Origin of the sequence: Streptomyces sp. NPDC018026 (assembly GCF_044327745.1) — a bacterium.
Lineage (GTDB): Bacteria > Actinomycetota > Actinomycetes > Streptomycetales > Streptomycetaceae > Streptomyces > Streptomyces rubrogriseus.
Map to the genome: position 1 here is coordinate 66,703 of NZ_JBIRFY010000012.1, position 23,355 is coordinate 90,057.

The following is a 23,355-nucleotide window of genomic DNA, read 5'->3' on the forward strand; positions in this document are numbered from 1 at the left end:
GTGGCGGCGACGCATGACGAGCATGTCGAGGGCGAGGGTGGCCCGGCGGATCGCGGCCGGCGCGGCGTACGGCGGCGGCGGCATCGGGCTGGCGGGAGCGGCGGCGGTCGGTCTGGTGGTGGCGGAGGTGCAGCTGGCCAGACGCAGGGTGGGGGTGGGCACGCCGACCCGGGTGCCGAACGCGCAGGGACTGTACGGCGGCACCCTGCCCACGGCCGGTGACCCGCCGCTGCGGCTGATGATGCTGGGCGACTCCACGGCCGCCGGGCAGGGCGTGCACCGGGCCGGGCAGACGCCGGGCGCGCTGCTGGCGTCCGGGCTCGCGGCGGTGGCGGAGCGGCCGGTGCGGCTGGGGTCGGTCGCGCAGCCGGGGGCGTGCTCGGACGACCTGGACCGGCAGGTGGCGCTGGTGCTCGCGGAGCCGGACCGGGTGCCCGACATCTGCGTGATCATGGTCGGCGCCAATGACGTCACCCACCGGATGCCGCCGACCCGCTCGGTGCGGCACCTGTCCTCGGCGGTACGGCGGCTGCGCACGGCCGGTGCGGAGGTGGTGGTCGGCACCTGTCCGGACCTGGGCACGATCGAGCGGGTGCGGCAGCCGCTGCGCTGGCTGGCCCGGCGGGCCTCGCGGCAGCTCGCGGCGGCACAGACCATCGGCGCCGTCGAGCAGGGCGGGCGCACGGTGTCGCTCGGCGATCTGCTGGGCCCGGAGTTCGCGCAGAACCCGCGGGAGCTGTTCGGCCCCGACAACTACCATCCCTCCGCCGAGGGGTACGCCACCGCCGCGATGGCCGTACTGCCCTCGGTGTGCGCCGCGCTGGGCCTGTGGCCGGCCGAGGAGGAGCACCCGGACGCGCTGCGCCGCGAGGGCTTCCTGCCGGTGGCGCGGGCGGCGGCGGAGGCGGCGTCCGAGGCGGGCACGGAGGTCGCCGCCGCCATGCCCACGGGGCCTCGGGGGCCCTGGGCGCTGCTGAAGCGCCGACGGCGGCGCCGGGTGGCGGAGGCGGAGCCGGCCCCGTCGGGACAGCCGGGGTAGGAGCCGGGGGCGCTCGCGGCGCTTGCCGGGTGCCGCCGCGCCCACCCGTGCCGCCCTGCGGCACGACTGCCCGCAGCTCCGGGGGAGGCCAAGCAAGCGCTTAGACAGTTGCGGTCCATGTCACATGCCCATAGCCGTGACCCGGGCCATACGGCCGGGTAACTTCCCAACCAGCCGTGCCCGCCCCGTACCGTCTCGCCACTGGAGCCGTGATGCCCGAAGCCGTGATCGTCTCGGCCGCCCGTTCCCCCATCGGCCGCGCCTTCAAGGGCTCCCTGAAGGACCTGCGCCCCGACGACCTGGCCGCCACGATCATCCAGGCGGCCCTCGCGAAGGTCCCCGAGCTGGACCCGCGGGACATCGACGACCTGATGCTCGGCTGCGGTCTGCCCGGCGGCGAGCAGGGCAACAACCTCGGCCGGATCGTCGCCGTCGAGATGGGCATGGACCACCTGCCGGGCTGCACGATCACCCGGTACTGCTCCTCGTCCCTGCAGACCTCCCGCATGGCCCTGCACGCCATCAAGGCCGGCGAGGGCGACGTCTTCATCTCGGCCGGTGTCGAGATGGTGTCCCGGTTCGCCAAGGGCAACTCCGACAGCCTCCCGGACACCCGCAACCCGCTGTTCGCCGAGGCCGAGGCCCGCACCGCCGAGGTCGCCCAGCAGGAGGGCACCACCTGGCACGACCCGCGCGAGGACGGCCTGGTCCCCGACCCGTACATCGCGATGGGCCAGACCGCGGAGAACCTCGCCCGCGCCAAGGGCATCACCCGGCAGGAGATGGACGAGTTCGGCGTCCGGTCCCAGAACCTCGCCGAGGAGGCCATCAAGAACGGCTTCTGGGAGCGCGAGATCACCCCGGTGACGCTGCCCGACGGCACGGTCGTCAGCAAGGACGACGGCCCGCGCGCCGGCGTCACCCTGGAGGGCGTCCAGGGCCTCAAGCCGGTCTTCCGCCCCGACGGCCTGGTCACCGCCGGCAACTGCTGCCCGCTCAACGACGGCGCCGCCGCCCTCGTGATCATGAGCGACACCAAGGCCCGCGAGCTGGGCCTGACCCCGCTGGCCCGCATCGTCTCCACCGGCGTCTCCGGCCTCTCCCCCGAGATCATGGGCCTGGGCCCGGTCGAGGCCAGCAAGCAGGCGCTGTCCCGGGCCGGGCTGGGCGTCGGCGACATCGACCTGGTCGAGATCAACGAGGCGTTCGCCGCGCAGGTCATCCCCTCCTACCGCGAGCTCGGCATCCCGCTGGAGAAGCTGAACGTCAACGGCGGCGCCATCGCCGTCGGCCACCCCTTCGGCATGACCGGCGCCCGCATCACCGGCACGCTGATCAACTCCCTCCGGACGCACGACAAGCAGTTCGGCCTGGAGACCATGTGCGTCGGCGGCGGCCAGGGCATGGCCATGGTGATCGAGCGCCTGAGCTGACCCCCGCCGGAGGACACTGAGGGACCGTCAGTAGCACCTCGCGGACCCAGTGTGACGACTCGGCCCGGAACCCCGTTCACCCCAGGGTTCTGGGCCGTTTTGTGACCCAAACTCCCCCAGGATGTGACCTACCTCTCCCGCCCCATGGATTTACGCAGGTCAGACCATCCCCACCCCTACCTCGCGGGCCCAAAGTCCTGTCCGTTTCGTGACGTTACGCACTGACAGACGGTTAGTCCTCCCTTCAAGCTGATGTAGGAAGTCGGGGGTCGACTTTGAACCGGGAGTACGTCAGTGAGCGCCATGCCGATCGCCCTGCTGCTCACCACGGCCGCCACCGGCGCCGTGGGCGTCGCCGTCCTGCGCAGCATCCTGGTGTTGCGCCGCCAGGTGACCGCCCTGCGCGCCGAGCTGGCCGAGAGCCGGGCCACCGCCACGCGGGCCCGGGTGCCCGCCGCCCGCACCACCGCCGACGCCGAGGAGATACGCGCCGCCGTCGCGGAGGCGCTCGCCGAGGAGCGCGAGCGGGAGCTCGCCGAGGCGCGGGCCTTCTGGGCCGCCCAGGAGACCCGGGACGCCTCCGACGCGCCCCTGCTGCTCGGTCTGTCCGACAGTGAGCTGTTCCTGCCCCGCCAGGCGGACCTCGTGGGCCTGGAGCCGGTGACCGAGCCGGCCGCGGACACCGACGAGCCGTCCGCGCAGGACGCGGGTCACGCCGGTCCCAGGGAGTCGGCCGAGCTGGCCGCCGCCCGCCGCCGCCACCCCTCGCACCCGGACTTCGTGCCGAACCCGTCCCCGGCCGTGAACGATCACGACCGCACCGTGGCGACCCTGGAGGGGCTGGCCGAGTCGAGCGTCGCGCTGGCCGACGTCCGTCCGGGTCCGCTGGGCACCCTCGACGTGTACGTCTTCGCCGACGGCACCACCCTGTGCATGACCCCGGGCCACCGCGAGACCGCGGAGCGCCTGGCCGCCGCCCTGGGCGCGGGCCAGACGCCGTACCTCCTCGGCGGCTCCGGCATCTCCGGTGCCTACACGCTGACCTTCGCGTGCGGCGAGGAGAACGTCTACATCCTGGCGGACCGGGTCATCGCGTCCCTGTAGTCACGCCAGTCACACGCCGGTCACGCCGACCGCGCCAGTCACGCCAGTCGAGTCGGCCCCGCCGGCCGCATCAGACCCCGGCCCGCTTGCGGGCCTCCTCGACCAGCGCCGCCGCTTCTTCCACCTGGCCCTCGTCCTCCAGGACGAGGGCCAAGTCGTGTGCGGCGACGGCGATCTGGTCGGCGGCGGCGAACATGCCCGCGTCCGGCATCTCCCGTGGCTCGGCCCCGGGGTCCTCCACGAGCTGGGCGCGCCGGGCCAACTCCCTGGCCAGGCCGAGCGCCTCGGCGGCGGCGCCGCGTTGCAGCCTGCTCTGCGGGGCGGCCCGCAGGCGGTCGGCGAAGTCGTCCACGGCACGGGTCAAAGGCGTCGTATCAACCACGGCGCGAGCGTACGCGGCCGTCCGGGACTGTTGCCAACGGGCGAACGCTCAGGCACGGTGACCTGAAGGACCGGCTCACATCCCCTTTCGCCCGGAGGCGCCGATGTCCCAAGTCTTCTCCGAGGAGACCCATCGCAATCTGCTCGCCCGTATCCCCCAGTGCACCGGCCGTGAGATCTCCGACTGGCTGCGCGCCGTCGAGGACGGCCCCTCCCTCTTCCGCTTCGAGGAGAAGGTCAGCTGGCTCCGCCACGAACACAACCTCGCCTACGGCCACGCGAAGGCGATCGTCCACGAGTACGACCTGAGAAGGGCCGCGCGCAACCTGCTGTGAGCGGCGCCCTCCGCACGACGACGCCCACGACGACGAAGGGCCCCGGGCACGAAGCCCGGGGCCCTTCACCTGTGCGGTCCTACTAGTCGTTGCTGTTCAGGATCGCGATGAGGCGCAGGAACTCCAGGTAGATCCAGACCAGCGTCAGCGTGAGGCCGAAGGCGGCGAACCAGGCCTCCTCGCGCGGGGCGCCGTAGGCGAGCCCGTCCTCGACCTGCTTGAAGTCGAGGGCCAGGAAGCACGCGCCGAGGATGATGCCGACGATGCCGAAGACGACACCGAGCGCGCCGCTGCGGAAGCCCAGGCCGTCACCGCCGCCGAAGACGGCGAACAGCAGGTTCACCATCATCAGGAAGACGAAGCCGAGCGCGGCCGCCATCACGAAGCCGTAGAAGCGCCGGTTGACGCGGATCCAGCCCGCCTTGTAGGCGATCAGCACACCGGCGAAGACGGCCATCGTGCCGATCACGGCCTGCATGGCCGCGCCGTCCGCGATGCGGTTGTCGACGACGCTGGAGACGACGCCGAGGAAGACACCCTCGAACGCCGCGTAGGACAGGATCAGCGCCGGCGTGGGCTTGCGCTTGAAGGACTGGACGAGCGCCAGGACCATGCCGATCAGCGCGGCGCCGATGCCGATGCCGTACGAGCGGCTGATGTTGGCGTCGTCCACGGGCAGCAGTGCCCACGCGAGCGCGGCCGTCACCACGAGCACGCCGAGCGTGCTCGCCGTACGGATGACGACGTCGTCCATCGTCATCCGGCCGGCGGTGGCGGGCGCCTGCGGCGGCGCGCCGAACTGCTGGTCCGGCTGGGCGTACGGGTTCTGCGCGTACGGGTTGCCGGCGGGCGGCTGGGCGTACGGGTTGCCCTGGGTGCCCTGCGCGTACGGGTTGGCCTGCGTGGCGACGGCGGGTCCCCCGGCCTGCGGCGCGGCGTTGAAGCCCGCGTAGCCGTTGTCGCGGCTGAACCCCCGTCGCGAGAAGACCGGGTTTCTGCTCCTCATTTCACTCCTCCATGGCCACACGGCGCAGCCTTGGCTCAAGAGTAATAGAACGGCAAAGGAATGACCCTACTGCTTGGGGAGGATCTTTCCCTCGCCTTGCGACTCAACACGCTACGCCGATCAGTGATTCCCCTCACGGCCGGGGGTGCCGGGCCGACCGGCGCCACTCACCCGATCGGGAACCCGGTGTAGGCCTCGGCGAGGTCGGTCTCGGCGGCGCGAGAGGAGGTGATCCGGTCGAGGCGGGCCAGCTGGAGCCGGTCCTCGAAGGGCGTGGCGTCCGGGGCGGTGTGCAGCAGCGTCGTCATGTCGTACGAGAACCGCTCGGCCTGCCAGACGCGGCGCAGACAGGTCCCGGAGTAGGCGTCGAGCAGGTCGTCGGAGCCGGTCGCGGTGCGGTGGGCCAGGGCCCGCGCGAAGGTCACCACGTCGCCGACGGCGAGGTTGAGGCCCTTGGCGCCGGTGGGCGGCACGATGTGCGCGGCGTCCCCGGCCAGGAAGAGCCGGCCGTGCCGCATCGGCTCGTGGACGTAGGAGCGCATCGGGGTGACCGACTTCTGGGTGATGGGGCCCCGTCGCAGGCTCCAGTCGTCGTCGGTCTCGAAGCGGCGCTCCAGCTCGTCCCAGATCTCCTCGTCGCTCCAGTCGTCGGCGTCGGTGTCCGCGGGGACCTGGAGGTAGAGGCGGGACACGGACGGGGAGCGCATGGACAGCAGCGCGAAACCGCGGTCGTGCCGGGCGTAGACCAGTTCGTCGTGCGAGGGGGCGACGTCGGCGAGGATGCCGAGCCAGGAGAAGGGGTACGTCCGCTCGAAGGTGCGCCCGTCCGGGACCGCGCTCCGGGCCACTCCCCAGAAGCCGTCGCAGCCGACGACGTAGTCGCACTCCAGCACGTCCTCGACGCCCTCGACGCCCTCGCGGCGGAAGCGGACGCGTGGCCGGTCCGTGTCGGCGCCCTCCACCGCCAGCGCCTCGGTCTCGAACAGCAGTGGGCCGCCCTCCTTGAGCTGGAGGGCGATGAGGTCCTTGCAGACCTCGGTCTGGGCGTAGACCATGACGGACCTGCCGCCGGTGAGCGCGGGGAAGTCGACGCGGTGGCGGCGGCGGTCGAACCGCAGCTCGATGCCGTCGTGACGCAGCCCCTCCCGGTCCATCCGCTCCCCGGCCCCGGCCTCGCGCAGCACGTCCACCGTGCCCTGCTCCAGGATCCCGGCGCGCTGCCTGCGCTCGACGTAGGCACGGTCGCGGCTCTCCAGGACGACCGAGTCGATCCCGGCGTTGTGCAGCAGCCGGGCCAGCAGGAGCCCGGCGGGGCCTGCCCCGATGATGCCGACGGTGGTGCGCATCGGTCGTTCCCTTCGATCGGCGTCGTTGCCATGGGCCGACGGTGTTCGCCTGGTGAAATTTCCTTCACCGTCGACTGCGCCGAGTCTCGGCCTCCCGCGCGCCACTGTCAACGGGCGAACCGGACATCCTTCCGAAGAGCCCCTCCCGGTCTCGGCCCTCCCGGTTCTCAGCCCTCCCGGTGTTCCCGCAGCAGTCGCTGGATCTCGGCCAGCGTCTCCCGGTCGCTGCCCCGGCCGGCGCCCGTGAGGGCGTCCAGGCGTTCGGCGGTGCGGAAGTCGTAGGCCCGCTCCTCCTCCTGGCCCGGCACGGCGGCGTACGCCTCCTTGTCGGTGAAGCCGACGACGACGTCCACGACCTTGGCGATGATCCAGGTCAGGACGAAGGAGAACGCGCCCACGGCGAGGATGGCGACGATCTGCTTCCAGAGCAGCGAGCCGCCGCCCCCGTAGAAGACGCCCTCCTTGCCGCTGACCGTTTCGGTGGCGAAGAAGCCCACCATGAGCAGTCCGACCAGGCCGCCCGCGCCGTGCACGCCGACCACGTCCAGGGTGTCGTCGACGTTCATCCGGTACTTGAGGGTGACGGCGAACGCGCAGACGAAGCCCGCGACGAGTCCGGTCACCAACGCGCCGGCCGGGTTGATCTCCCCGCAGGCGGGGGTGATGGCCACCATGCCGGCCACGGCCGACGAGCCCACGCCCATCATGGTGACCCGCCGGGTGCGCCAGTACTCGACCAGCGGCCAGCTGACCATCGCACCGGCCGCGCCGAGCTGGGTGTTGATGAAGGCCGTGGCGGCGCTGCCGGTGTCGCGTACGGCCGACCCCGCGTTGAAGGCCAGCCAGCCGAACCAGAGCAGCGCGACGCCGATCATGACCAGGGGGATGTTGTTGGGTGTCGGTTCCTTGCGCCGGAAGTCCGCCGGGCCCCTGATGACCAGCGCGGCGGCCAGTCCGGCGATGCCCGAGTTCAGCTCCACCGGCAGGCCGCCGGCGAAGTCCAGCGCGCCCAGGTGCTTGGTGATCCAGCCGTGCTCGGCGTCGAAGACCCAGTGCGCGATCGGCACGTACACGATCAGCAGCCACAGCACCGAGAAGACCAGCCAGCCCTTCATCGTGGCCCGGCCGGCGATCGAGCCGCTGATCAGCGCCACCGTGACGATGGCGAAGCCCATCTGGAAGGTGGCGTACACATAGGTGGGGATGGACCCGGTCAGGGTGTTCGGCTCGATGCCGCGCAGGAAGGCGTGGTCGAGGTTGCCGATGAGCCCGACGCCTCCGACGTCGGGGCCGAAGGCGAGCGAGTACCCGACGATGAACCAGAGGATGGTGACGAAGCACAGCGAGGCGAAGCTCATCTTGAGCATGACCAGGATGTGCTTGGTGCGGACCATACCGCCGTAGAAGAAGGCGAGGGCGGGGGTCATCAGCAGCACCATGGCCGCCGCGGCCAGCATCCAGGCGGTGTCGCCCGAGTTGTAGGCGGGGGGCATGGGGGCGGGCGCGGTGATCACGGGCACGGTCTCCTGAGCGGGGGCGGGCGGGACTACGGTTTGCGCAGATCGGGTGCGGGGTGACCGGTGAGCAGCCGGCGTACGGCGTCCCACGCGGCCCGGACGGCCTCGGTGACCCGGGGTTCCTCGTGGCCGAGGATCCGCACCCAGGCCCCGCAGTCGTCCGGGAGCACACTCGCCCCGTGCAGGACCTCGCGCCCCTCCAGGGACGCGTGCAGGGCGTCGGCGATCTCGGCGGCGGGGCACCGGCCGCTCACCACGAACAGGGAGGCGACGTGGTCGTGCCCGGCGAAGACGCCCGGGCCGTCCACCCCGCCCGGCCGCTGTGGGGTGAGCCGCAGCGTGTCCACCGCCAGCAGGGTGCCGTCGGGCCGGCGGATCTCCAGGTCGCTGCCGAGGACGGTGTAGGCGTGCCGTTCACCGCGCGCGATCCGGCCCGCGGTGACGGTCTCCGCGTAGACGGCCGTGGCGTCCGCGTCGACGGTGAGCACGACGTTCTGGTGGAAGCGCGCGCCCGCGAAGGGGATGAGCGGATCGGGCAGGTACTCGACGTACGCGCCCTCGGCGGCACTGAGCCGGACCAGCTGCGTGGCGTAGTCCTGCTCCATCCGGTAGACCTTCGTGGCCGCCTGGGTCGTGAACAGCGCCTGGGTGTCCGGACCGCACCGCAGGTCCTGGCGGTAGCGGTCGGCCTGGGCGATGCCGCCGCCCGTGGCCATCACGTAGGTGAACGCCATGCCGGGCAGCGCCGGATCGACGTAGAGCGGGCGCATGATCTCCAGCGGCGTCTTCTGGTACCGCTCCACCAGCTCGGTGCGCTCGCCGCGGCGGGCGAAGCCGAGGTCGAGGATGCCGACCTTGGCCGGCGAGCCCGGCCCCAGGGTCTCGGGCACGGCGGACAGCGCCGACAGCTCCGGGGGGAGACGGCCGGGCTCGTAGTACTCCGGCGCGAGCCGGTCGCGGACGGCCCGCATGTCAGATCAGGACCTCGCGCCGGGACTCGAGGAAGGCGAGGACCTCGTCGACGCCCTTCCCGGTGAGGCAGTCGGTGAGCACCACCGGCCCCGCACCGCGCACCGTGTGGGCGTCGGACTCCATGACGCCGAGGTCGGTGCGCACGTACTGGGCGATGTCGATCTTGTTGATGACGAGCAGGTCGGAGTCGGTGATGCCCGGTCCCCGCTTGCGCGGCATCTTCTCGCCCTCGGCGGTGTCCAGGACGAAGACGAACACGTCGACCAGGGCCGGGCTGAAGGTGAGGGTCAGGTTGTCGCCGCCGCTCTCGAAGAGCAGGACGTCGGTGTCGGGGAAGCGTTCCAGCATCTCCGCGCCCGCCGCCAGGTTCATCGTCGGGTCGTCGCGCACGGCGGTGTGCGGGCAGGCGCCCGTCTCCACGCCCACCACGCGGTCGCCCGCCAGCACCCCGTCGAGCGTGCGGCGGATGTGCTGGGCGTCCTCCTGGGTGTAGATGTCGTTGGTGATCACGGCGGGCCGGTGGCCCCGTTCGATCAGGATCGGTACGAGGGCCTCGATGAGGGCGGTCTTGCCCGATCCGACGGGCCCGCCGATCCCGACGCGCAGCACGTTGTCCGGCACTTTCTTCCTCTTCTCCTGGGTCTGGCCCACCGGGATCGCGGCCGGCGGGTGGGTCGGTGCGTGCTCAGCTCGCGAACAGCCGGGCCGGAGCCCGCTCGTGACGGGCCGACATGACGTCCACCGCGAACGTGGTCGCCCCGAGGTCGTCGAGCCCTCGGTCCAGGGCCGCGCGGGTGGTCTCCTCGATCACCGGTGCGGCCCGTCGCAGCAGGCCCTGGGCCAGCCGGTGGTCGGTCAGCCGCAGCCTCAGCGCCGCCCCGGCGAAGCTGGCGCAGAAGGCGAACAGGTCGGCGGCGACGGCCTGCCGCACGGGCACCCCGGTCGCCGCGTACACGACGCCCGCGGCGACGGCCTGGGTGCCCGGCGCCCGGCGCTCCGTCACCACGCGGTGGTAGTGGGCGACGCCGGGCGCGCCGAAGACCTCGGCCGCGAGGTCCAGCAACTGGCGTCCGGTCCGCGTCGCCGCCTGTCGCGTCTCCCGGCCCAGCTTCGTGGCGTACAGGCGGCGGTCCGCCGCGGCCACCGCCTCCCAGTCGCCGGCCGCGGCGGCACGGTGGGCCAGGGCGAGCGCGGTGGCGTCGGCCGGGCCGACACCGTGCCTGAGGACGTCGTGCAGCAACGGGGACAGGGAGCCGCGGTCGACCGCCCCCTGCTGTGCGAAGCCCTCAAGGCCGTGGGACAGGGTGTAGAACCCGCTGGGGAACGCCGAGTCGGTCAGTTGCAGGCTGACGAGGAGGTGGCCCAGGTCGGGTACCGGGGCCGTCTCCGCGTCCGCGGCGTGCGGACCGTCGTCCTTGGCCACCTCGGCCGTCGCGGTCTTCTCGTCGCGGTACACGGTGCTCAGGCGAGGAAGAAGAGCTGGTTGAGCGGGAGCTTCTGGGCCGGGTCGATGGTCGCGACCTTGCCGTTGACCGTGACCTTGTACGTCTCCGGGTCCACCTTGATGTCGGGCACCACGTCGTTGCGGATCATGTTGTGCTTGCCGATCGTGCGGGTCTTGCGCACCGGCAGCACCTTCCTCTGGAGGCCGAGCTTCTCCGGCACCCCGGCCGCGATGCCGGCCTGGGACATGAAGGTGACGTGCGTCGACTGCAGGGCGCGCCCGTACTGGCCGAACATGGGCCGGTAGTAGACGGGCTGGGGGGTGGGCAGGGAGGCGTTCGGGTCGCCCATCTGCGCCCAGGAGACGATGCCGCCCTTGATGACCATCTTGGGCTTGGCACCGAAGGAGTGCATGGGCCACAGCACGATGTCCGCGAGCTTGCCCGCCTCCAGCGTCCCCACGTAGTCCGAGATGCCGCTGGCGACGGCCGGGTTGACGGTGACCTTGGCCAGGTAGCGCAGGACGCGGTTGTTGTCGTTGCGCGCGGAGTCCTCCGGCAGCGGGCCGAAGGCCTCCTTGCAGACGTGGGCGATCTGGAAGGCGCGGGTGACGGACTCGCCGATCCGGCCCATGGCCTGCGAGTCGGACGAGATCATGCTGATGACGCCCTGGTCGTGCAGGACCGTCTCGGCCGCGATGGTCTCCGCCCGCACCCGGCTGTCGGCGAAGGCGACGTCCTCGGGGATGTCGTGGCTGAGGTGGTGGCAGACCATCACCATGTCCAGCAGCTCGTCCACGGAGTTCTTGGTGTACGGCAGCGTCGGGTTGGTCGACGAGGGAAGGACGTTGGGTTCGCCGGTGACCCGCAGGATGTCGGGGGCGTGGCCGCCGCCCGCGCCCTCGCTGTGGAAGGTGTGGATGGTGCGGCCGTCGATCGCGGACCGGGTGTCCTCGAAGAAGCCGCCCTCGTTGAGGGTGTCCGTGTGGATGGCGACCTGGACGTCGTGCCGGTCGGCGACCGCCAGCGCGTTGTCGATGACGGCGGGCGTGGAACCCCAGTCCTCGTGCACCTTGAGCGCGGCGGCGCCCGCCTCGATCTGCTCGTCCAGGGCCGCGGGGAGACTGCCGTTGCCCTTGCCCATGATGCCGAGGTTGACCGGCAGCTCCTCGGCCGACTCCAGGAGGCGGCCGAGGTTGTAGGGACCGGGCGTGCAGGTCGTGCCGTTGGTCCCGTCCGTCGGCCCGGTGCCGCCGCCGAAGAGGGTGGTGATGCCGTTGCTGAGCGCCTGCTCGCACTGCTGGGGCGCGATGAGGTGGACGTGCGAGTCCATCGCCCCCGCCGTCGCGATCAGGTGCTCGCCGGCGATGACCTCCGTACCCGGGCCGATGACGAGCCGGGGGTCGACGGCGTCCTGGGTCTGCGGGTTGCCGGCCTTGCCGATACCCGCGATGAACCCGTCCTTGACGCCGATGTCGCACTTGACCACGCCGATCACCGGGTCCAGGACCACGGCGTTGGTGATGACGAGGTCCAGGGCGCCCTGTGCCGCGGTGGCCTGGGGGTCCGCGGCCATGCCGTCCCGCATGGTCTTTCCGCCGCCGTAGACCACCTCGTCGCCGTAGGAGCCCTCGCGGACGTCCTTCTCGACCTCGATGACGAGATTGGTGTCGGCCAGCCGGATCCGGTCGCCCACCGTGGGGCCGAACAGGTCGGCGTACTGCTTGCGGGTCAGGGTCGGCATGTCAGTTGGATCCCTTCTTCTTGGCCTTCTTGGCGCCGCTCTTGTCCGGGGCGCCGGTGCTCCGGAAGCCGCGCTCCAGTGCCCGGCTCACGGCCTCCACCCGCGCGGGGTGCGACTTGACGCTGCCGTTGAGAAGGCCGCTGAAGCCGGTGAGGCGGCCGGTGCCGGCGTAGGCGCACAGCTCGACCTCGCGCTTGCCGCCGGGCTCGAAGCGGACGGAGGTGCCGGCGGCGATGTTGAGGTGCATGCCGAGGGTGGCCTCGCGGTCGAACTCGAGAGCGGAGTTCGCCTCGAAGAAGTGGTAGTCCGAACCGACCTGGACGGCGCGGTCGCCGGTGTTGCTGACCGTGACCTTGAGGGTCCGCCGGCCGGCGTTGATCTCGATCGGTTCGTCGCCGTACTGGTAACGGGGAGGGAGTTTCATCGAAGGCTCCTGCTGGATGGGAGAACGGAGGAGACGAGGGAGGCGGAGGAGGCGGGGGAGGCGGCGTGCGCGGGGGTGGCCGCGCCGTGGCAGGGGCTGCGGCTGTCGCTGTGGCTGTGGCTGTGGCTGTCGCTGTGGCTGTGGCTGTGGGCGTGGCCACCGTGGTCGTGGTCGTGGCCGCCCGGACCGTGGCTGTGGGAATGGCCGTGGTCGTGGGCCGCCGTGAGGCCCCGGGGCAGGCCGTCGTCGCCGTGCCTGTCGCGCCGGTGCCAGGCGTCGGCGACGCGCGCGTCGAGCACCCCCGCCGTGGCGGGCGCCGTCAGCAGGGGCCCGCCCGGCTCGCAGTACCCGGGGTCCGGCACACGCGGGACCGTCCAGGCGGCCGGGAGCAGCACGACGCGCCCGGCGCCCAGGGCGCGGCACCGCCGGACGCCCTCGGCCGGGTCCGGATCGCCACCGGTGAGGGCGACCTCGACGATGCCGTGGCGGCCGTACTGCCGCACCAGACGTGCGGTCCGGAAGAGGTCCGCGTCGACGAAGGGGTCGCCGGAGGGCGCGGTTACCAGCAGCGCCCGGTCCTCCGGGACCCGCGAGGCCGCCGCCCGGAGCCAGCCGACCAGGTGCCCGGTGGTCCCGAACGGCTCGGCCAGCACCGTCCCGGCACGCTCCTTCGGGGTCAGGCCCAGCAGGGTGCGGGCGGCGTCGGCGACCAGCTCCGGGTCGCGGCCCAGCGTCATCGGCACCACGCAGACGTCCTCACCGCGGGAGCGCGACGCGCGGACATGCCGGAGCAGTTCACGGCCGCCGGACACGCAGGAGACGCGGGGATCCACGAGGTCCCGCAGGGCGTGTCCGCCGTCGCTCTCATGACCGCAGACCGCGATCACCGTGCCGCGGCGCACGGTCAGCCGCCGACCGGGTCGTGGCAGGAGACGAGCTTGTTGCCGTCGTCGAAGGTGGCCTCGACCTGGAGCAGCGGCAGCATCTCCCGTACGCCCGGCATGGTCTGCTGCTCGCGGACCACCTGCCGGCCCAGTTCCATGCAGTCGGCGACGGTCTTGCCGTCCCGGGCGGCTTCGAGGATGGCCTCGGTGATGAGGGCCACCGATTCGCTGTAGTTGAGCTTGAGGCCGCGTTCCCTACGTTGGCGCGCCAGGTTCGCCACCACGTACACCAGCAGCTTGTCGATTTCTCGGGGGGCCAGGTTCATGGGACTGCCTTCCTCGGTGACGCGGGGAGCGTGACTCGGTCGTGGTCGGGCCGGACCTCAGGAGTCGTCGGCCAGCAGGGTGATGCGGGACAGGAAGGGGACCGCCGCCAGCAGCGCCCAGGTGGCGATGTTGAACGGCCAGGTGAAGGTGTGGCTGCCGAACTTCTCGAACAGCACCGACAGGGATGCGGTCAGGGCGGTGGTGGAGGCGGCGGCCAGCACGGTGTAGACGAAGTTCCAGACGGTGGCGCGCAGCAGGACGACGCCGAACGCGAGACTGGTCAGGACCGCGTTGTAGCCGTAGATCCCCTCGCCGATCAGTGCGGCCGGAGCGCCGAGCGCCCACGCGGTGAGGATCCCCACGACGCTGCCCAGTACGGCGAACATCCCCACCCGCCACCCGGCCAGGAAGAGGCCGGCCAGCATGATCAGGCCGACGTACCAGGTCTCGACGAAGAAGATCTGCGAGAAGTTGGAGAAGAAGCCCTGCCACACGTCCGTCCAGCTGACGTAGGGGCTCTTGGGGGTGGCCGGGGTGATGGCGGACTCGGGGGTCCCGTGCCAGACGCGCTCGAACGAGGGGGCGCCCAGCACCATCACCAGGGAGACCAGGCAGAACGGCCCGGTGAAGGCCCTGAGTCCGAACGGCGTGAGCAGGGTCCCGAGCGTGGCGGTCACCAGGGTGCATGTCACGGCCGCGCACACGGCCATCACATAGGTCGAGGGGTGGTTCCCGAGGTAGACCACCATGGCGATGCCGCCCAGCACACCGCAATAGGTCATCAGCCCCTGGGTCACCGAGTCGTGCGAGACCGCCAGCACTCGCGCCGTCAGCGTGGCGACGACCGCTCCGATGGTGGCGAACAGGCCGATCTCCCAGCCCGCCACCCAGAGGGCGACGAGGATGACGAGCGAACACCACAGGCTCGCCTGGAAGTCCACCTGGCCCACGCCGCGCAGCGCACCGAGCGCGGTGCCCTTCCACGTATGCGCCGGCGACTGCGGCGGCGGCGACCCCGCACCGTGCTCGATCGACTGCGAAGCCACGTCGGCTCCTTCGGGCAGGACTTGAGGCCTCTGACGGGCCGTCGAGAGGCGGGGAAGCCGTCGTCCGTGCATGCGGAGACGCATGATCGATCCCCAGCTAGTGTGACGATATGCACCTTATTGGCGATACGCACCTTCATCCTCATCCGGACACCACGAGCGGCCCGCAGTGGCCCGTGGTCGGCGTGGTGGCGGTCGGCGGAGCGGTCGGTGCCCTCCTGCGCTACGGGGCCTCCCGCCTGTGGCGCAACGGAAGCGACGCCTCCCTGCTGTGGCACTCCGGCGAGGCCGCGTTCCCCGTGACGACCCTGCTGATCAACGTGGTCGGGTGCTTCCTGATGGGCGTGCTCACCGTCGCGCTCAAGGAGCGCTTCACCGGCGCCCCGCGCCTGCTCAATCCGATGCTCGGCACCGGCGTCCTCGGCGGCTTCACCACGTTCTCCTCCTACACCGACGACACCCGTCGGCTGTTCGAGAACGACCAGCCGGGTTACGCCGTGGCCAACCTGCTGGTGACGGTGGCGGGCTGTCTGACGGCGGTGGTCCTGGGCGTGGTCGTGGCTCGGCTGGCCCTGGCGCGCCGCCGGCCCGCGGCGGCCGGCGAGGGAGGCGGATCCTGATGGAGTGGCTGCTGGTCCTGGCGGGCGGCGCGGTCGGCGCACCGGCCCGCTATCTGATCGGTACGGCGGCGAAGGAGCACCTGCGGGGCCCCTTCCACTGGGGCACGTTCCTCGCCAACATGGCCGCCGCCCTGCTCCTGGGCTTCCTGGTCCAGGCGGGCACCGAGGACACGCTCGGCCGGACGGGTCAGGCGCTGCTGTCCACGGGCTTCTGCGGCGCGCTGTCCACCTGGTCGACCTTCTCCAACGAGGTCCACTCCATGGCGAGCGCCCGGCGGATCGCCGGGGCCGCGGGCTATGTGTTCGTGACGGTCGCCCTCGGTCTCGGGCTGTCGTTCGCCGGCATGGCGGTCGCCCGGGCCCTGTGGTGACCACGGGCGCCACCCGGACGGCGCACCGGTGGCGGGCGACACCGCCCCGGTTCGACCGGGGGCGCGCCGCGCGCTCGCTGGCCGCCTTCGGATTCTCCCTCGGCACGGTCACGGCGGTCGGCGGGATCCACTACGGGATCTTCGCCGCGATGGGCTGCTACGTGGACGCGTACGGCGCCCGCGACCCCTACCCCCGGCGGGGACCCCTGCTCGTGATCCTCTCGGCGGCCTTCCTCGTGGCCTTCGCCGCGGGCTCCGCCGCCGCCGGAGAGGTGTGGGCCATGGTGGGGGCGCTCTCCGTGGTCTCCGTCGCGGCCACCCTCGTGGTGCGCACCCTGCGGCTGAGCGGACCCGGCAGCTACTTCGTCGTCCTCGTCGCCGCCATGGCGGCCTTCCTGCCGCCGGCCCCGCCCTCGGAGACGGCGGTCCGGGCCGGCTGCCTGGCTCTCGGGGCGGCCGTGTCCTGGCTGTCCGGCATGTCGGGGTGGCTGTCCCGCCCGTACGAACCCGAGGAGCGGGAGGTGTCAGCCGCCTTCCGCTCGGTGGCGGCGTTCGCGGAGGCGCGGGGCGGTCCCTCCGCCGCCGGGCGGGACGCCTACGCGGCCGTGCACCGGGCGTGGGCGGCGCTGAACGACGCCCGCGAAGGGCACGGCGAAGGGGCCGCACCGGAGCCCGCGCCCCGGCGGATGACGTTGTACGCCCTGATGACCGGACTCGAGTCCCTGCTCGACGCGGTGCAGAGCGCGGCGGAACGGGGCGGGGAGTCGGTGTCACCCGAACGGGTGACGTGGCTGCGGGCCGCGGCCGTGCGGATCGCGGCGGGAGACCTGCCGGAACCGTGCCCCGGCGACCCGGTCACCGCTCGGGAACTCCTGGAGACCGCCCGCGGACTGTGGCCGGTACCGTTGCCGCCCCGCAAGAGTCTGCTCGCGGAACTGCGCCGCCTGCTGTCCCGGTCCTCCCCCGGCCTCCCGGTCGCCCTCCGGGTCGGGCTCGCCGTCGCGGTGGGCACCGCGCTGGGCGCCCTGCTTCCGCTCCTGCACCCGGCGTGGGTGGCCGTGGGCGCGGCCGCCGCCCTCCAGGGCGGGCCCGGCCAGCAGCCCGCCCGGCGGGCGCGGGCCCGGCTCGTCGGGACCGTGAGCGGTGTGGCGCTCACGGCCCTCGTCTTCCACTCCTACCAGCCGGGCACCTGGGTGACGGTGGCCGTCGCCACCGTCGCGCACGCGGTCTCCCGGGGCCTGCCGCCCGGTGCCCTCCTCACGCGCACTCTGCTGAACACGCCGGTCGCGCTGCTGCTGGTCGCCACCGCCGTCCCGGCCGGCCTGGGCCGGCTCGCCGCCTTCCGGCTCCTGGACCTGACCCTCGGTCTGATGCTGGGCGTGGCCGCCGCGCTGCTCATGGGCGGTGTGCCCCGGCGCCGGGTGTGCGCGGCGGTGGCGAACGCCGTGGCGGCGACGGGGGCCGCCGTGCAGGAGCGTCTGCGGACGGGGGCGGTCCGGGTCGCCTGCGAGGGGAGGGCCTGGCAGCGGATGGCGGAACTGTGGGACATGCACGCCGCCGTGCCCACCGAGGAGATCCGTACGAGCGGCACGGCGGACCGGCTGTGGCCGACCGTGCTGGCGGTACGACGGCTGCTGTCCTGGACCGTGCTCGGCGGCCCCACGGCTCCGGACCCGGACGGAGCCTCCCTGGTCAGGGGCCCCGTCGAGGCACTGACCGGTGCGGCGCACGCCAGCCTGCCCGGCTCACCCGCGCTCCGACGGTCGCTGTCCGGACCACCGCGGGCGCCGGAGTCCGCACACCATCCCGAGCTCCACCGGAGACTGGCCGACCTGACGAGCGCGCTGACCGACCCGGCCCCCGCCGCACCGGGGGGCCACAAGTGAACGAAAGCAGGGAAAGTGCCCGGAGCCGGACTTGAACCGGCACGCCCTCGAAGGGGCAGCGAGGTTTAAGCTCGCCGTGTCTGCATTCCACCATCCGGGCAGGCCATGGGCTCCGCTTCGCGCGCCTTGAGCCTATCGGGACGCCCCTCCCGGCCTCGGGCGGGACGGCCGATGTTGTCTTATTTTATTGGCGCCTGAGGGGGCATCAGTTACCGGGGCAGGCCAACAGCACATGCCAACAGCCTTGCGTGCGACCGCCCGCGCTGTATGCGGAATGACGGGATTTCACCGTCTCGACGAGGGCGCCCGCCCCGTTCTCACCCGCCCCGCCGTCGGGGTCGGCCGTCATCCCCAGGTATGACACCGGACCGGCCCGTCCGACCGAAGTCGCCCCCCTGAACCGGAACAGCGGCTGACTACAGGGCGCCGTACGGCCGGGACGATGGATGACGTCCCCGAGCACCCGCCGTACCGACAGGAGCGCCCTTCCCGTGACCACCGCACCCATCGCCGACCGGTCCACCCTCGTGGCCGCGCGCGCCACGGAGCTTTCCAAGATCTACGGCCAGGGCGAGACCCAGGTGGTCGCCCTGGACCGGGTCTCCATCGACTTCCGGCAGGCCGAGCTCACCGCGATCATGGGCCCCTCCGGCTCCGGCAAGTCCACGCTGATGCACTGCGTCGCGGGCCTGGACACCTTCTCGTCCGGCTCGGTACGCATCGGCGAGACCGAGCTGGGCTCGCTCAAGGACAAGCAGCTCACCAAGTTGCGCCGGGACAAGATCGGCTTCATCTTCCAGGCGTTCAACCTGCTGCCGACGCTGACCGCGCTGGAGAACATCACCCTTCCGATGGACATCGCGGGCCGCAAGCCCGACAAGCAGTGGGTGGACTCCGTGATCCAGATGGTCGGGCTGTCCGGACGGCTCGGGCACCGGCCCGCCCAGCTCTCCGGCGGGCAGCAGCAGCGGGTCGCCGTGGCACGGGCGCTGGCCTCCCGGCCGGAGATCATCTTCGGTGACGAGCCGACCGGAAACCTCGACTCCCGTTCCGGCGCCGAGGTCCTCGGCTTCCTGCGCAACTCGGTGCGGGAACTCGGCCAGACCGTGGTGATGGTGACCCACGACCCGGTGGCCGCGGCCTACGCGGACCGGGTGGTCTTCCTCGCGGACGGACGCATCGTCGACGAGCTGTACGGGCCGACGGCCGACTCGGTGCTCGACCGCATGAAGCGGTTCGACGCCAAGGGCCGCACCAGCTGACGCGCCCCGTCCGTTCCCACCCCGTCCGCTCCCCCGCCCCGTAGCTCGCACCCGTACGTCGTACCCGTACGTCTGGACAGAGAAGACCCCCATGTTCCGTACCGCCTTGCGCAACGTCTTCGCGCACAAGGCCAGGCTGTTGATGACCGTGCTCGCCGTGATGCTCGGCGTGGCGTTCGTGTCGGGCACCCTGGTCTTCGCCGACACCCTCTCCAACGCCTTCCGCAACCAGTCGGCGAAGAGCTACGACGACGTCGCCGTCGCCGTCACCTCGCACGCCGACCCGGACAACCCCAAGGAGGAGCCCGGTCTCTCCGGCGAGCTCCTCGACCGGATCTCCGCCGTGGACGGCGTCGCCGGGGTGTACGGCCGCGTGGAGGGCTTCGCCGGCGTCGCCGACCCCGACGGCAGGCTCATCGGCGTCGGCTGGTCCAACAAGGGCTCGAACTTCGCGCCCGGCAAGGACGGCAAGGACGGCGCGTACACGTTCACCGACGGCTCGGGACCGGTGCGGGACGACCAGATCGCCCTGGACGAGGAGTCCGCCGGCAAGGGCGAGTACGAGGTCGGCGACCGGGTGCGCGTCGCGACCAACGGACCGGTGAAGGAGTACACCCTCAGCGGTGTCTTCACCACCGAGGACGGCGCCGTCAACGCGGGCGGCAGCCTGGTCCTCTTCGACACCGCCGTCGCCCAGAAGCAGTACCTCCGGCCCGGCTACTTCGAGGAGGCCAACGTCGCCGCCGCCCCCGGCGCCGACGACGCCCGGATCCTGGCCGCGGTCGAGCCGCTGCTGCCGGAGACCGCCGAGGCCCAGACCGGCCGGGCGCTCGCCGACGAGCAGGCCGACCAGATCGAACAGAGCATGGGCAACCTCAAGCAGGTCCTGCTCGGCTTCGCGGGCATCGCGCTCTTCGTCGGCATCTTCCTGATCTCCAACACCTTCACCATGCTGGTCGCCCAGCGCACCAAGGAGATCGCCCTGATGCGCGCCGTCGGCGCGTCCCGCAGGCAGATCACCCGCTCGGTGCTCGCCGAGGCCGCGCTGGTGGGCCTGGTGGCCTCGGCCGTCGGCTTCGCCCTCGGCGTCGGGCTGGCCGTCGGGCTGCGCTCCGGCATGGCCGCGTTCGACATGAAGATGCCGGCCGGTCCGCTGGTCGTGTCCGCCACGCCGGTGGTCGCGGCGTTCGCGGTGGGCGTGCTGATCACGGTGTTCGCCGCCTGGCTGCCCGGCCGCCGGGCCGCGAAGATCCCGCCGGTGGCGGCCATGAACAGCGTCCACGCGGTGGCCACCACCAAGTCGCTGGTGGTGCGCAACTCCATCGGCGCGGCCATCACCGCCCTCGGTGCGGCCGGGATCGTCGCGGGCGCCTCGGCCGGCGGCGACGACGGCCGGATGTACATCGGCGCGGGCGCGTTCTTCGCGCTGATCGGCGTGATCGTCCTCATCCCGCTGCTGTCCCGGCCCGTGATCGCGCTCGTCCGTCCGCTGCTCGTCGGGCCCTTCGGGGTGGCGGGCAAGCTGGCCGGCCAGAACGCGGTCCGCAACCCGCGCCGCACCGGCGCCACCGCCTCGGCGCTGGCGATCGGGCTGACGCTGGTGACCGCCCTGTCGGTGCTCGGCGTCACGGTCGGCGCGGCCATCGACAAGATGACCACGGACAACATCAGGGCCGACTACATGGTCTCGATGGCCAACGGGGGCGACCTCGACCGGTCCGCGCTGACGGCCCTGGAGAAGGCCGACGGCGTGTCCGCGGTGTCACCGCAGCAGGACGCCTACTTCCAGGTCGACGGCGACTACATGTCCGCCTCGGCGGTCACCCCCGGTGACATCGAGAAGGTCCTGACCGTCGACGTCGTCAGCGGCAGCGCGGGCTCGCTGGCCCAGGGCCGGATCGCGGTCGCCGAGAAGACGGCCGAGAACAGGGGCTGGAAGCCCGGCGACACCGTCCCCGTCACCTTCGACGACGACGAGAAGGCCACGCTGACGGTCGGCGCCGTCTACAAGGACAGCGAGTTCCTCTCCCCCGTCCTCGTCGACCGGAAGGTCGTGGACCGGCACGAGGCGAAGCCGTCCATCCGGCAGATCTTCGTGAAGGTCGACGGCGGCCAGACCGCGGCGAACGAGGAGGTCCTCGTCGACGCGCTCGGCGACAACCCCGCGATCACCGTGATGGACCGGCAGGACATCCGCGACGAGTTCGGCGGCGCCATCAACACCCTGCTGAACGTCATGTACGGCCTGCTGGCGATGGCCCTGATCATCGCGGTCCTCGGCGTCGTCAACACCCTCGCGATGTCCGTCTTCGAACGGCAGCAGGAGATCGGCATGCTGCGCGCGATCGGCCTGGACCGGCGCCGGGTGAAGCGGATGGTGCGGCTGGAGGCCGTCGTCATCTCGGTGTTCGGCGCGGTGGTCGGCATCGGGCTCGGCACGTTCCTCGGCTGGGCGATCGGCGAGACCGTCGCCGCCGAGATCCCGGGGTACGCGCTGGTCCTGCCCTGGGACCGGATCGGGATCTTCGTGGTGCTGGCGGGTCTGGTGGGCGTCCTGGCCGCGCTGTGGCCGGCCCGCAACGCCGCCCGGCTGAACATGCTGAACGCGATCAAGGCCGAGTGACCTCGCCCCGCGACACGGCACACCGAAGGGCCGGGCTCCCGTACGGGGAGGCCCGGCCCTTCGGGTCGGGTGCGGATCAGGCCGGGCCGGGCGCGCCCCACACGCGGGCCCGCAGCGGCAGCCCGGAGGCGCCCGAGGCGGGCGTCTTCACCGCGAGGACCTGGTTGACTCCGATGCGGTTGCGTTCGAAGGCGAGCGCGGAGGCCGCCATGTACAACTGCCAGACCCGGGCGCGGCCGGGGCTGACGAGCCGGACGGCGGTCGCCCAGTCGGACTCCAGGTTGGCGACCCAGCGGCGCAGGGTGAGCGCGTAGTGCTCGCGGATCGACTCCACGTCGCGGACCTCGAACCCGGCACGCTCCAGCTGGGTGACGGTGGTGCCGACGGGGGCCAGTTCGCCGTCGGGGAAGACGTAGGCGTCGATGAACTCGTCGACGTTGTAGGAGGACTCGTCCCGCTGCGGGCGGCGGGCGATCTGGTGGTTCAGCAGCCGCCCGCCGGGCTTGAGCAGCCTGTGCAGGTCGGTGGCGTACTCCAGGTAGCGCTCGGCGCCGACGTGCTCGGCCATGCCGATGGAGGAGACGGCGTCGTACGGCCCGTCCGCGACGTCCCGGTAGTCCTGGACGCGGATCTCCACCCGGTCGGTGAGCCCCTCGTCCGCGACGCGCTTGCGGGCGTAGGCGGCCTGTTCCTGGGACAGGGTCACGCCGACGACGCTCACGCCGTGCTCGCGGGCCGCGTGGATCGCCATCGAGCCCCAGCCGCAGCCGACGTCGAGGAGACGCTGACCGGGGCTCAGGCCCAGCTTGCGGCTGACGAGTTCGAGCTTGTCGCGCTGGGCGTCCTCCAGGGTGCCGCCCTCGGCCGGCGGGGCGGGCCAGTAGGCGCAGGAGTACACCATGGAGGGGCCGAGGACGAGTTCGTAGAAGTCGTTGCCGACGTCGTAGTGGTGGCTGATGGCCCGCTTGTCGCTGCGCTTGGTGTGCAGGTGGCCGCGGGAGCGGCGGACCTCCTCGGGCGGCGGGGCGGGCGGCAGCGGAAGCCCGCCGAGCTTGACCAGTCCGCGTACGGCGGCCCGGACCTCGGGGTCGCGGAGCGCCTCGGCCAGGCCGCGGGCGTCCTCGCCGCGCTCCCAGATCAGGCCGGCCATCAGCCCGAGGGCGGTGTAGAGGTCGCCGTCGATGTCGATGTCGCCGGCCACCCAGGCGCGGGCCAGGCCCAGTTCACCCGGTTTGAACAGCAGGCGGCGCAGGGCCCTGCGGTTGCGGACGACGAGGGTCGGCGCGCCCGGCGGACCCGCCTGCGAACCGTCCCAGGCGCGGATGCGCACCGGGAGTGGTGCTCCCAGCAACTGTTCGAAGAGGTTCTGCAGCCGCAGCGCGGCGTCAGCCATGGCGTACCTCCGTGACGAGCGATCCCGGAATGTCCAACACCACGTAAACACCTGGGAGCCCGCGGTACAGTCCCCGGCGCGCGTTACGACTCGGCAAAATACCTGTACACACCAACGGGTTTGTCGCCCCGACGGCGCAGCACGCGCGCAGCGCGAAGGGGCCGCCCGCACCACGGATGGCGGACGGCCCCTTCGGGCAC

22 protein-coding genes and 1 tRNA gene are annotated in these 23,355 nt (G+C 72.2%); 9 read left to right on the top strand and 14 right to left on the bottom strand.

The annotated features are described in order from the left end of the window. The first annotated feature begins 13 nt into the window (after window positions 1-13). The 3 genes from ACH4D3_RS30475 to ACH4D3_RS30485 all read left to right on the top strand — a co-directional run bounded on the left by ACH4D3_RS30475 (window position 14) and on the right by ACH4D3_RS30485 (window position 3,576). Complete coding sequence (locus tag ACH4D3_RS30475; RefSeq protein ID WP_398328624.1) at window positions 14-1,039, top strand: SGNH/GDSL hydrolase family protein; 1,026 nt, start codon at window positions 14-16, stop codon at window positions 1,037-1,039. A gap of 212 nt (window positions 1,040-1,251) precedes the next feature. Then, window positions 1,252-2,472 carry an acetyl-CoA C-acetyltransferase gene (locus ACH4D3_RS30480; RefSeq protein WP_398328627.1) on the top strand — a complete coding sequence of 407 codons (1,221 nt, stop codon included), beginning with the start codon at window positions 1,252-1,254 and terminating at the stop codon, window positions 2,470-2,472. A gap of 294 nt (window positions 2,473-2,766) precedes the next feature. Continuing rightward, window positions 2,767-3,576, top strand: a complete 810-nt coding sequence (locus ACH4D3_RS30485; protein ID WP_398328630.1) for a hypothetical protein — start codon at window positions 2,767-2,769, stop codon at window positions 3,574-3,576. 70 nt (window positions 3,577-3,646) lie between these two features. Here ACH4D3_RS30485 and ACH4D3_RS30490 read toward each other — a convergent pair whose 3' ends face one another. Continuing rightward, window positions 3,647-3,958: a hypothetical protein gene (locus tag ACH4D3_RS30490; RefSeq protein WP_193783529.1), complete on the bottom strand. Its 312-nt coding sequence runs from the start codon at window positions 3,956-3,958 to the stop codon at window positions 3,647-3,649. Between the two features lie 103 nt (window positions 3,959-4,061). On the opposite strand from ACH4D3_RS30490, the gene ACH4D3_RS30495 reads away from it, so the two are divergent. Then, window positions 4,062-4,292, top strand: a complete 231-nt coding sequence (locus ACH4D3_RS30495; RefSeq protein ID WP_064728274.1) for a DUF4287 domain-containing protein — start codon at window positions 4,062-4,064, stop codon at window positions 4,290-4,292. An 82-nt stretch (window positions 4,293-4,374) separates the two neighbouring features. Here the strand turns inward: ACH4D3_RS30495 and ACH4D3_RS30500 are convergent, their stop codons facing one another. From ACH4D3_RS30500 to ACH4D3_RS30550, 11 genes are all read right to left on the bottom strand, one after another. Beyond that, on the bottom strand, window positions 4,375-5,298 hold the full coding sequence (locus tag ACH4D3_RS30500; protein WP_398328634.1) for a Bax inhibitor-1/YccA family protein: 924 nt from the start codon (window positions 5,296-5,298) through the stop codon (window positions 4,375-4,377). A gap of 167 nt (window positions 5,299-5,465) precedes the next feature. Continuing rightward, a complete protein-coding gene (locus tag ACH4D3_RS30505) occupies window positions 5,466-6,644 on the bottom strand; it encodes a 4-hydroxybenzoate 3-monooxygenase (protein ID WP_398328637.1) in 1,179 nt (392 codons plus the stop codon). A 167-nt stretch (window positions 6,645-6,811) separates the two neighbouring features. Further along, a complete protein-coding gene (locus ACH4D3_RS30510; RefSeq protein WP_398328640.1) occupies window positions 6,812-8,158 on the bottom strand; it encodes an ammonium transporter in 1,347 nt (448 codons plus the stop codon). A 32-nt stretch (window positions 8,159-8,190) separates the two neighbouring features. Beyond that, complete coding sequence (locus tag ACH4D3_RS30515) at window positions 8,191-9,132, bottom strand: urease accessory protein UreD (protein WP_398328643.1); 942 nt, start codon at window positions 9,130-9,132, stop codon at window positions 8,191-8,193. Between the two features lies 1 nt (window position 9,133). Then, window positions 9,134-9,754 (bottom strand): urease accessory protein UreG, encoded by a 621-nt coding sequence (gene ureG, locus ACH4D3_RS30520; RefSeq protein WP_398328646.1) that lies wholly within the window; start codon window positions 9,752-9,754, stop codon window positions 9,134-9,136. Window positions 9,755-9,818: 64 nt separating this feature from the next. Beyond that, complete coding sequence (locus tag ACH4D3_RS30525) at window positions 9,819-10,589, bottom strand: urease accessory protein UreF (protein WP_398328649.1); 771 nt, start codon at window positions 10,587-10,589, stop codon at window positions 9,819-9,821. 5 nt (window positions 10,590-10,594) lie between these two features. Next, entirely contained in the window at window positions 10,595-12,319 is a 1,725-nt protein-coding gene (ureC, locus tag ACH4D3_RS30530; protein ID WP_398328652.1) for an urease subunit alpha, read from the bottom strand. A 1-nt stretch (window position 12,320) separates the two neighbouring features. Continuing rightward, window positions 12,321-12,743 (bottom strand): urease subunit beta, encoded by a 423-nt coding sequence (locus ACH4D3_RS30535; RefSeq protein ID WP_398328654.1) that lies wholly within the window; start codon window positions 12,741-12,743, stop codon window positions 12,321-12,323. Beyond that, window positions 12,740-13,645, bottom strand: coding sequence for a sirohydrochlorin chelatase (locus ACH4D3_RS30540; RefSeq protein WP_398328657.1), 906 nt, complete (start codon window positions 13,643-13,645; stop codon window positions 12,740-12,742). Before ACH4D3_RS30540 ends, ACH4D3_RS30535 begins: the two co-directional genes overlap by 4 nt. Before the next feature lie 2 nt (window positions 13,646-13,647). Continuing rightward, entirely contained in the window at window positions 13,648-13,953 is a 306-nt protein-coding gene (locus ACH4D3_RS30545) for an urease subunit gamma (RefSeq protein WP_153179504.1), read from the bottom strand. Between the two features lie 57 nt (window positions 13,954-14,010). Then, window positions 14,011-15,000, bottom strand: coding sequence for an urea transporter (locus tag ACH4D3_RS30550; protein WP_398328660.1), 990 nt, complete (start codon window positions 14,998-15,000; stop codon window positions 14,011-14,013). A 110-nt stretch (window positions 15,001-15,110) separates the two neighbouring features. Here ACH4D3_RS30550 and crcB point away from each other — a divergent pair, with 110 nt between their 5' ends. The 3 genes from crcB to ACH4D3_RS30565 are packed head-to-tail and all read left to right on the top strand — an operon-like array spanning window position 15,111 to window position 17,877. Beyond that, window positions 15,111-15,620 (top strand): fluoride efflux transporter CrcB, encoded by a 510-nt coding sequence (crcB, locus tag ACH4D3_RS30555; RefSeq protein ID WP_398328663.1) that lies wholly within the window; start codon window positions 15,111-15,113, stop codon window positions 15,618-15,620. Then, the gene (locus tag ACH4D3_RS30560) at window positions 15,617-15,991 is read left to right on the top strand and encodes a fluoride efflux transporter FluC (RefSeq protein WP_398329048.1); all 375 of its coding nucleotides are present in this window, start codon (window positions 15,617-15,619) and stop codon (window positions 15,989-15,991) included. The genes crcB and ACH4D3_RS30560 overlap by 4 nt, the downstream gene beginning before the upstream one ends. After that, the gene (locus ACH4D3_RS30565) at window positions 15,988-17,877 is read left to right on the top strand and encodes an FUSC family protein (RefSeq protein WP_398328666.1); all 1,890 of its coding nucleotides are present in this window, start codon (window positions 15,988-15,990) and stop codon (window positions 17,875-17,877) included. Before ACH4D3_RS30560 ends, ACH4D3_RS30565 begins: the two co-directional genes overlap by 4 nt. Window positions 17,878-17,893: 16 nt before the next feature. Here the strand turns inward: ACH4D3_RS30565 and ACH4D3_RS30570 are convergent. Continuing rightward, window positions 17,894-17,977 (bottom strand) — tRNA-Leu (locus ACH4D3_RS30570). 391 nt (window positions 17,978-18,368) lie between these two features. Here ACH4D3_RS30570 and ACH4D3_RS30575 point away from each other — a divergent pair. Beyond that, complete coding sequence (locus ACH4D3_RS30575) at window positions 18,369-19,139, top strand: ABC transporter ATP-binding protein (protein ID WP_087790666.1); 771 nt, start codon at window positions 18,369-18,371, stop codon at window positions 19,137-19,139. 91 nt (window positions 19,140-19,230) lie between these two features. After that, on the top strand, window positions 19,231-21,762 hold the full coding sequence (locus tag ACH4D3_RS30580) for an ABC transporter permease (protein ID WP_398328669.1): 2,532 nt from the start codon (window positions 19,231-19,233) through the stop codon (window positions 21,760-21,762). A 76-nt stretch (window positions 21,763-21,838) separates the two neighbouring features. Here the strand turns inward: ACH4D3_RS30580 and ACH4D3_RS30585 are convergent, their stop codons facing one another. Further along, window positions 21,839-23,155 (bottom strand): class I SAM-dependent methyltransferase, encoded by a 1,317-nt coding sequence (locus ACH4D3_RS30585; RefSeq protein ID WP_398328672.1) that lies wholly within the window; start codon window positions 23,153-23,155, stop codon window positions 21,839-21,841. Window positions 23,156-23,355 lie beyond the last annotated feature (200 nt).